The sequence below is a fragment of the Streptomyces sp. NPDC006691 genome (assembly GCF_042869955.1).
In the GTDB taxonomy this organism is placed as follows: Bacteria; Actinomycetota; Actinomycetes; order Streptomycetales; family Streptomycetaceae; genus Streptomyces.
The window spans coordinates 1-9,672 of sequence record NZ_JBIAGW010000046.1 but is presented as its reverse complement, the minus strand read 5'-3'; the positions used below and the strand labels follow the sequence as shown (position 1 = coordinate 9,672).

The window sequence follows — 9,672 nt, the reverse complement described above, 5'->3', positions numbered from 1 at the left end:
CCGACCCCGGCATCACCCAGCGCCTGCACCAGCGCGACCGTACCCGCAAGACCGACGGGCACGCCGTCATACGCCGCGTGCGCCGACTCCTCGAAACCAAGCAACGAGACCACACCGGAGAGCCCCGCATCCCCGACGAGGCCACGCAGACAAGCGGCCAACTCGGACCGCGTCAACTCATCCGCACCGACCCGAAGTTCGACGACCTCCGCACCGGCCAGCGCCAACGCCTCGACGGTGCCCGTCGCCCACGCGTGGCTCCCGGCGCTCTCCGGTGCCACGACCAGCCACCGGCCCGACAGGGCAGGAGTCGGGAGCCCGCCCGACAGCGGCTTCCAGGTGACCCGGTAGCGCCAGCCGTCGAGAGTCGACCGCTCGCGACGCTGCCGCCGCCACGACGCGAGTCCCGGCAGCACCTCGCCCAGCGAACGCTCGTCGACGTCGACGAGCGTGGACGTCAACTGCTCCAGGTCCTCGCGCTCCACCGCCTCCCAGAAGCGCGCCTCGACCTCGTCCACGGTCTGCGCGGCATCGCCGCCGTCCGTGTCGTCGTCGGGGGCCACCATCCAGTAGTGGTCGCGCTGGAAGGGGTAGGTGGGGAGGTCGACGGTGGTGCGGGCGCCGGGGAACAGAGCGCTCCAGTCCAACTCCGCGCCGTGTGCGTGGGCTTCGGCCATTGACGCCAGCAGGCGCTCGGCGCCGCCTTCGTCACGCCGGAGGGAGCCGAGCGTGGCCGCCGGGCTGTCGGTCGCGTCGATGGTCGCCTGCACCGGGACCGTCAGGACCGGGTGCGGGCTCATCTCCAGGAACAGCCCATGCCCCTCGGCCAGAAGTCCACGCGTGGCATGCTCAAACAGGACCGTCTGACGCAGATTGCGGTACCAATAACCCGAATCCATCAGGGTATTGGCGTCCAGCCACTCCCCCGTGAGCGTCGAGTACAGCGGGATGTCGGCAGCCTGCGGGGCGACCCCGTCCAACACCTCACCGATCTGCTGCTCGATCTGCTCCACGTACGAGGAATGCGACGCATAGTCCACCGGGATCGTACGGGCACGAATGTCCCGGGCGACGCACTGCGCCACCAACTCCTCCAACGCCTCGGGCTCACCCGACACCACCACCTGAGCAGGCCCGTTCACAGCAGCCAGCTCGATCCGGCCGCCCCAGCCGATGATCAGCTCACGCACCTGACCCTCGGGCAGCGGCACGGACACCATCCCGCCCCTGCCCGACAACTCACGAATGGCGACACTCCGCAACGCCACGACACGAGCAGCATCCCGCAGAGACAGCACCCCCGCGACGCAAGCGGCCGCGATCTCACCCTGACTGTGACCCACCACAGCCGACGGCTTCACACCCCCCGCCTGCCACACCGCAGCCAGCGACACCATCACCGCAAACAACACCGGCTGAACCACATCCACCCGGTCAAACCGGTCCCCGCACAACTCCTCAAACAGGTCCCACTCGACGAACTCGGACAGAGCGTCCGCGCACTCCCGCATCCGCTCCCCGAACACCGGGCTGGAGTCCAGCAGCTCACGCGCCATCCCCGCCCACTGCGAACCCTGCCCCGGAAACACGAACACCGGACGGACCACGCCACCCAGAGACCGCCCCGTGACGACGTGCCGGGCGGTCGCGTCCCCCTGCGCCAGCTGGTCGAGCCCGGCGAGGAGTTCGTCCCGGTCCCGCCCGAGGACGACGCCCCGGTGCTCGAACCGCGAGCGCGCCACGGCCAACGACCAAGCCAGGTCGCCCAGTTCGAGGTCGGTGTGCGCCAGGAGGTGGTTCCGCAGCCGGTCCGCCTGCGCCCGCAGGGCCTCCGGCGTACGGCCCGAGAGGACCACGGGCACCACACCCGGCACCACGGACGACGACTGCGACGGCGTGGCGGCCTTGTCGGAGGTCCCGGAGACCGGTGTGCCGCCCGTCGGCGCCTGCTCCACGATCACATGCGCGTTGGTGCCGCTCACGCCGAACGACGACACACCCGCGCGACGCGGCGCACCGCCGTCCCGCTCGGGCCAGGTGCGGGACTCGGTCAGCAGTTCAACGGCCCCCGCCGACCAGTCCACCTGAGGCGTCGGCTCGTCGACGTGCAGGGTCTTGGGCAGGACACCGGCCCGCATCGCCATGACCATCTTGATCACACCGGCGACACCGGCCGCGGCCTGCGTGTGCCCGATGTTCGACTTCAACGAACCCAGCCACAGGGGCTGTTCCTCCGAGTGCTCCTTGCCGTAGGTGGCGATCAGGGCCTGGGCCTCGATGGGGTCGCCGAGCGTGGTGCCCGTACCGTGCGCCTCGACCGCGTCGACGTCGCCCGGCTTCAGGCCGGCGCTGGCCAGCGCGTCCCGGATGACGCGCTGCTGCGAAGGACCGTTCGGGGCGGTGAGACCGCTGCTCGCGCCGTCCTGGTTGACGGCGGAACCCCGTACGACTGCAAGGACCTTGTGGCCGTTGCGGCGGGCGTCCGACAACCGCTCAAGCAGGAGCAGGCCGGCGCCCTCGCCCCAGCCAGTGCCGTCGGCGGACGCGGCGAAGGACTTGCAGCGGCCGTCCGTGGACAGGCCGCGCTGGCGGCTGAAGTCGATGAAGGTGCCCGCCGTGGGCATCACGGTCACGCCGCCCGCGAGCGCGAGCGAGCACTCGCCCTGCCGCAGCGCCTGCGCCGCCAGGTGCAGAGCCACCAGGGACGACGAGCACGCCGTGTCGACCGTCACCGCCGGGCCTTCGAGGCCGAGGGTGTAGGCGACGCGGCCCGAGACGACGGAGCCCGCGTTGCCGGTGCCGATGTAGCCCTCGACGCCTTCGGGCAGGGCGTGCAGGCGGGTCGCGTAGTCGTAGTACATGACGCCCGCGAAGACGCCGGTGCGGCTGCGGCGCAGCGACACCGGGTCGATGCCCGCGCGCTCGATGGCCTCCCACGCGGTCTCCAGGAGGAGGCGCTGCTGCGGGTCCATGGCGAGGGCCTCGCGCGGGGACACGCCGAAGAAGGAGGCGTCGAACCGGGGGGCGTCGTAGAGGAAGCCGCCCTCGGCGGTGGTGCTGGTGCCCTGGTTGTCGGGGTCCGGGTCGAACAGCTCGCCGGTGTCCCAGCCGCGGTCGGTGGGGAACGCGGAGATGGCGTCCACGCCTTCGTCGACGAGCTGCCACAGGTCTTCCGGCGTGTTCACGCCCCCCGGGTAGCGGCAGCTCATGCCGACGATCGCGACGGGCTCGTGCCGGGCGTCCTCCAGTTCACGCACCCGGCGGCGGGCGTCGCGCAGATCGGCCGTCGCCCGCTTCAGGTAGTCAAGGTACTTCTCCTCGTCCGCCATTTACAGCGCCTCCTCGAAGCGGTCGGGGCGGTCCGTGTCCGACCCTGTGTCTGAGCTGTGTCCGGGTGTTTCTGAAGGGGTTTGGAGCTCGCTGTCGAGCAGGTCGAAGAGTTCGTCGGCGGTGGCGCCTTCGAGCTGTTCGCGCTCCCGCCGGGGATCCGGGTCCGTGGCCTCGTCGCGCGCGGTGGTACGGGTCGCGTCCCAGGCCGTGAGCAGGGAGCGCAGGCGGCCCGCGACGCGGTCGCGGTCGCCGCCCTCGATTCCTTCGGTGCCGTGGCCGGCGGCCTTCAGGATGCTTTCCAGGCGGTCGAGCTCGGTGTCCAGGTCACCGGGGTCGACCGGGCTGCCGATCGGAGGTGCGGCGACGCTCGTGGGCAGTTCCTCCGAAAGGTGCTCGGCAAGTGCCTCCGGGTTCGGGTAGTCGAAGATCAGCGTGGTGGGCAGCCGCAGCTCGGTCTCCGCGGTGAGGCGGTTGCGCAGCTCGACGGCCGTAAGAGAGTCGAAGCCGAGTTCCAGGAAGCCCCGGCTCAGCTCGACGGCGTTCGGCGACGCGTAGCCGAGCACGTCCGCCACATGGGTGCGGACGAGGTCGAGCAGCACCCGGTCGCGTTCGGCGGCCGTACGGCCCGCAAGGCGCTGGGCCAGCGACTCGGTGCGGGCGGCCGGGGCGGCCGTACCGTTGCGCGCGCGCCGCACCGCAGGCCGTACGAGGCCGCTGAGCAGTGCGGGCAGCGACTCCTGCGGCTGGTTGCGCAGTGCCGCGGTGTCGATGCGGATGGGTACGAGGACGGGGTGCTCGCTCGCCGGGGCGAGGTCGAGCAGAGACAGTGCCCGGTCGGTGTCGAGGGCGAGGACGCCGCCGCGTGCCATGCGCTGGAGGTCGGCGTCGGCGAGGGCGCCGGTCATGTCACTGTCCTGCGCGGCCCACAGCCCCCAAGCCAACGAGGTCGCCGGGAGGCCCTGCGCACGCCGGTGCACGGCCAGTGCGTCCAAGTAGGCGTTCGCCGCCGCATAATTCGCCTGACCCGGGCCACCGAAGACGCCAGAGGCGGAGGAGAACAGGACGAACGCGGACAGCCCCAGGCCGACGGTCAGCTCATGCAGGTTCAGCGCCGCGTCCACCTTCGGACGCAGCACCCTCGCCAAACGCTCCGGCGTAAGCGAAGTGACCACACCGTCGTCCAGAACACCCGCCACATGCACCACCGCCGACAGCTCCGCGCCCTTCTCATCGAGGAGCCCGGCCAGAGCCTCACGGTCGGCCACATCACACGCGGCCACGGTCACTTTGGCATCCAACTCGGCCAGTTCCGCCCGGAGTTCGGCCGCACCGGACGCTTCCGGGCCACGGCGCGACACGAGGAGCAGATCACGTACACCGTGCCGCACGGCCAAGTGCCGCACCACCACACGCCCCAGACCACCAAACGCACCCGTCACCAGGACCGTGCCCGAACCCCACGGGGCGGTGTCGTCGGCGGTCGTGGCCGTGGCTCGGGACAGGCGCGGCACGAACAGCGAACCGCCCCGCACCGCCACCTCGGGCTCACCCGACGCGAGCACCGCGCCGAGCACCGACTCGTCCGTCTCCCCGTCGACCTCTCCGTCCGCGTCCACGAGGACGAAGCGCCCCGGGTGCTCGGAGCGGGCCGACCGCACCAGACCCCACACCGCCGCGGCCACCGGGGCGACGGCCACATCACCGGCGGCCACAGCGCCGCGTGTCACCACCACCAGCGGCAGCGCCTCGAACCGCGCGTCCGCCAGCCAGTCCTGCACCACGCCGAGTGCCTCGGTCAGGCGCGCCGACACAGCCTCCGGGCTCACGGCACCCTCGGCACCTCCGGACCGCCACACCACGGCGGCCGGAAGGTCCCCGCTCTCGCCGCGCGTCTCGTACGACGCCAACGACACCGCGCCAGCAGGGGTAGGCGACTGCTGCCTCCACTCCACGTGGAAGAGGGAGTCCGTGTGCGGGTTCGCGCCGCTCATCTGCTCGATGAGTTCCTTCGACATGGGCCGGAAGACGAGTGCGTCCACCGAGGCCACCGGTGCGCCGGTGGCGTCCGCGACCTCCAGGGAGACGCCGTCCGTCCCGCTGGGCGTCAGCCGTACGCGGACCGTGGCGGCACCCGCGGCGTGCAGGGTGACTCCGGTCCAGGTGAACGGCAGTCCGCCTGCCGCGGGCGGCGTGTCCGCCGCTGCCTGGGCGCGCGTGCCGGCAGCACGGGCGTGCAGGGCGGCGTCGAGGATCGCCGGGTGCAGGCCGAAGGCTCCTGCCTGCGTGTTGTCGTCGTCGGGCAGGGCGACTTCGGCGAACACCTCGTCGCCGCGCCGCCAGGCACCGCGCAGTCCCTGGAACACCGGGCCGTAGGCGAAGCCCGCGGTGGCCAACTCCTCGTAGAGTCCGTCGACCGTCAGCGGCTCCGCGTCGCGCGGCGGCCAGGACGTCAGGTCACCGGACGCCATCGGGGCGGCGGCCGTGTCCGGCAGGGACTCGGCCAGGGTTCCGGTGGCGTTCTTGGTCCAGGTGTCGGTCGAGAGGCTCTCGGCTCCGGCGCCGGGCTCGGGACGCGAGTGCAGGCTGATGGGCCTGCGTCCGGATGCGTCGGGTGCCTCGACGCGCAACTGGAGCTGGATGCTGCCGTGTTCAGGCAGGACGAGCGGCGTGCCGAGCGTCAGCTCGTTGAGTGTGCCGCAGCCGATCTGGCCGCCCGCGTGCACCGCCAGTTCCACGAAGGCGGTCCCCGGAAGCAGTACCCGCCCGGCCACGGCGTGGTCGGCGAGCCACGGGTGCGTGGCCAGGGAAAGGCGCCCGGTGAACAGGTACCCGTCCGTGTCCGCCAACGGCATCCCGGCCCCCAGCAGCGGGTGTCCGGCCGGGGCGAGGCCCGCGGACTCGACGTCGGCGGTGCCGGCGGTCTGCCGGAGCCAGAAGCCCTGGTGCTGGAAGGCGTACGTGGGCAGGTCCACGCGGCGGCGCGTCTCGACGGGCGCGTACAGCGGCGTCCAGTCGACCTCGACGCCACGCACGTGGGCCTTGGCGAGGGCGGCCAGGAAGCTGTCCGCTTCCTGGCGGTCCTTACGCAGGGCGCCGATCAGGCCCGCCTGCGCGGCCGGGTCGGTGAGCGCGTCGTGCGCCATCGCCGTGAGCACGGAGTCCGGGCCCAACTCAACCAGCGTCGACACACCTTGGGCGGTGACAGTGGTCAGGCCGTCGTGGAAGCGCACCGCCTCACGGACGTGCCGGACCCAGTACTCGGGGTCCTTGAGCTGGGCCGACTCGGCCAGCTCACCGGTGACGTTGGAGACCACGGCCAAGGCCGTCTCCTGGTACGTCAAGCTCTCCGCGACCTTGCGGAAGTCACCCAGGACCGGGTCCATGAGTGGCGAGTGGAAGGCGTGGGACACCTTCAGCCACCGCACCTTGCGGCCCTGGCCCCGGAGGGTTTCCTCCAGGCCCTCCAGAACCACGCGGTCACCGGACAGGACCACCTGCGCGGGACCGTTCGCCGCGGCCACACCGACGCTGTCTTCCATGCCCTCCAGCAGCGGCAGCACGTCAGCCTCCGCCGCCTGCACGGCGAGCATCGCGCCACCCTCAGGCAGCGACTGCATCAACTGGCCACGGGCGGCGACCAGTTGGGCCGCATCCTCCAAGGACCACAGCCCGGCCACATACGCAGCCGTCAGCTCACCGATCGAATGACCACCGACGATCTCGGGACGTACCCCGAAGGACTCGGCGAGGCGATACAGCGCAACCTCGACGGCGAACAACGCGGGCTGCGCATACCCCGTCTGCTCCAACAGCCCGGCATCCCCACCGAACACCACATCCTTCAGCGGCCGGTCCAGGTGCCCGTCCAGGTGCGCGCACACCTCGTCCAGCGCATCCGCGAACACAGGGAACACCTCGTACAACTCACGGCCCATACCAAGCCGCTGACTGCCCTGACCCGTGAACAGAACCCCGAGACGACCCTCAACCACCGACCCCGACACCACGCCCGAACCGCCACCGGAAGCCAACGCCTCCAACCCGGACAGGAACTCCACCCGCTCCCGACCCAAGACCACAGCCCGGTGCTCATGCACGGCCCGGCCCGACAGCAGCGACCAACCCACGTCAACGGGCTTGAGCTCGGCGCGTCCGGTCACGTGCTCGCGCAGGCGGTCGGCCTGTGCCCGCAACGCCTCCGCGCTCCGGCCCGACACCAACCACGGTGTAGCGGTGGGTAGAGCGCTCGTCGCAGCAGACTCAGTTGCCTCCGCCGCCGGCGCCTGCTCCACGATCACATGGGCGTTCGTTCCGCTGACACCGAACGACGAGACACCCGCACGACGCGGCACGCCACCCTCCCGCTCGGCCCACTCCCGGGCCTCGGTCAGCAGCTCAACAGCCCCCGCCGACCAGTCGACATGGGTGCTCGGCCGGTCCACGTGCAAGGTCTGCGGCAGGACGCCGGCCCGCATGGCCAGCACCATCTTGATGACACCCGCGACACCGGCGGCGGACTGCGTGTGCCCGATGTTCGACTTCACCGATCCCAGCCACAGGGGCCGGTCGACCGGTCGCTGTTCTCCGTAGGTGGCGAGGAGGGCCTGGGCCTCGATGGGGTCGCCGAGCGTGGTGCCCGTGCCGTGCGCCTCGACGGCATCCACGTCGCTCGACGCGAGGCCCGAGTTCGCCAACGCGGCCCGGATCACGCGCTGTTGGGACGGCCCGTTCGGGGCCGTGAGCCCGTTGCTCGCGCCGTCCTGGTTCACCGCGGAACCCCGTACGACCGCGAGAACCTCGTGCCCATTGCGGCGGGCGTCCGACAGGCGTTCAAGGAGGAGCAGGCCGACGCCCTCGCCCCAGCCGGTGCCGTCGGCGGCCTCGGCGAACGCCTTGCAGCGGCCGTCGGCGGCGAGGCCGCGCTGGCGGCTGAACTCGATGAAGGCGCCGGGGTTGGACATGACCGTGACGCCGCCCGCGAGGGCCAGCGAGCACTCGCCGTTGCGCAGGGCCTGCGCGGCCAGATGCAGGGCGACCAGCGACGACGAGCACGCCGTGTCGACGGTCACCGCCGGGCCTTCGAGACCGAAGGAGTAGGCGAGGCGGCCGGAGATGACGCTGGTCGCGCCGCCCGCGAGCAGATAGCCCTCGACGCCTTCGGGGGCCTGCTGCATCCCGGAGCCGTAGCCCTGGGACGAGGCGCCGACGAACACACCGGCCTGGCTACCGCGCAGCGTCGCCGGGTTGATGCCGGCGCGCTCGAAGAGTTCCCAGGAGGTCTCCAGGAGGAGCCGCTGCTGCGGGTCCATGGCCAGGGCCTCGCGCGGCGAGATGCCGAAGAAGACGGGGTCGAACTGGTCGGCGTCGTAAAGGAATCCGCCCTGTCGGGCGTAGCTCGTGCCGCGCTGCTCGGGGTCGGCGTCGTAGAGGGCTTCGAGGTCCCAGCCACGGCCGCCGGGGAAGTCGGACATCGCGTCCTCCCCCTCGGCGAGGAGGCGCCACAGGGCGTCGGGGCTGGTGACGCCGCCGGGGTAGCGGCAGCTCATCGACACGATGACGATCGGGTCGTCGGCGTCCACCGATCGGGTCGCGGCCACGGCTCCGCCCGCGGCGAGGCGCCCGGCCTCCGCCCCCTCGTCGCCGACCAGTTGTGCCCGCAGGTAGCCCGCGAGGACGGCCGAGGTCGGGTAGTCGAAGACGAGGGTGGTGGGCAGCTTCAGGCCGGTCGTGGCGGCGAGCCGGTTGCGTACCTCGACCGCCGTGAGCGAGTCGAAGCCCAGCTCGCGGAAGGCCCGGCCGGGCTCGATCGCTTCCGCGCCGGCGTAGCCGAGGACGGCGGCCGCCTGGCCGCGCACCAGGTCGAGCAGCAGCCGCTCCTGCTCCCCCTGCGACATTCCGGCGAGCCGATCGGCCCACTCGGAGCCGGGCGTACCCGTCCTCGCCGCCGCACCCTGCGCCGCCTCGGGCTCGGCGAGTGCGCGCTGCACCGCGGGCAGGTCCCCGATGAGCGGGCTCGGCCGCAGCGAGGTGAAGGAGGGCGCGAAGCGCTCCCAGTCCACGTCCGCGACGGCCAGGAACGTCTCGTCGTACGCGATCGCCTGCGCCAGCGCGGCCACCGCACGCTCCGGCGCCATCGCCGCCAGGCCGCGGCGCCGAAGCTGTTCCGCGTCCTCGTCGCCCGCCATGCCGCCGCCGGCCCACAGGCCCCACGCGACGCAGGTGGCGGTCAGGCCGCGGGACCTGCGCCGCTGCGCGAGGGCGTCGAGGTAGGCGTTGGCAGCCGCGTACGCACCCTGGCCACCGCCACCCCACACACCGGAGTTGGACGAGAAGAGGACGAAA

At 72.0% G+C, this 9,672-nt stretch carries 2 protein-coding genes; both read right to left on the bottom strand.

Annotated features, from left to right (window positions below; genetic code table 11):
• Window positions 1-3,329 (bottom strand): type I polyketide synthase (locus ACFYNP_RS38185; RefSeq protein ID WP_388792052.1); only part of this gene is annotated, 3,329 nt, incomplete at its 3' end.
• A partial coding sequence (locus tag ACFYNP_RS38180; protein ID WP_388792050.1) for an SDR family NAD(P)-dependent oxidoreductase occupies window positions 3,330-9,672 on the bottom strand: 6,343 nt, incomplete at its 5' end.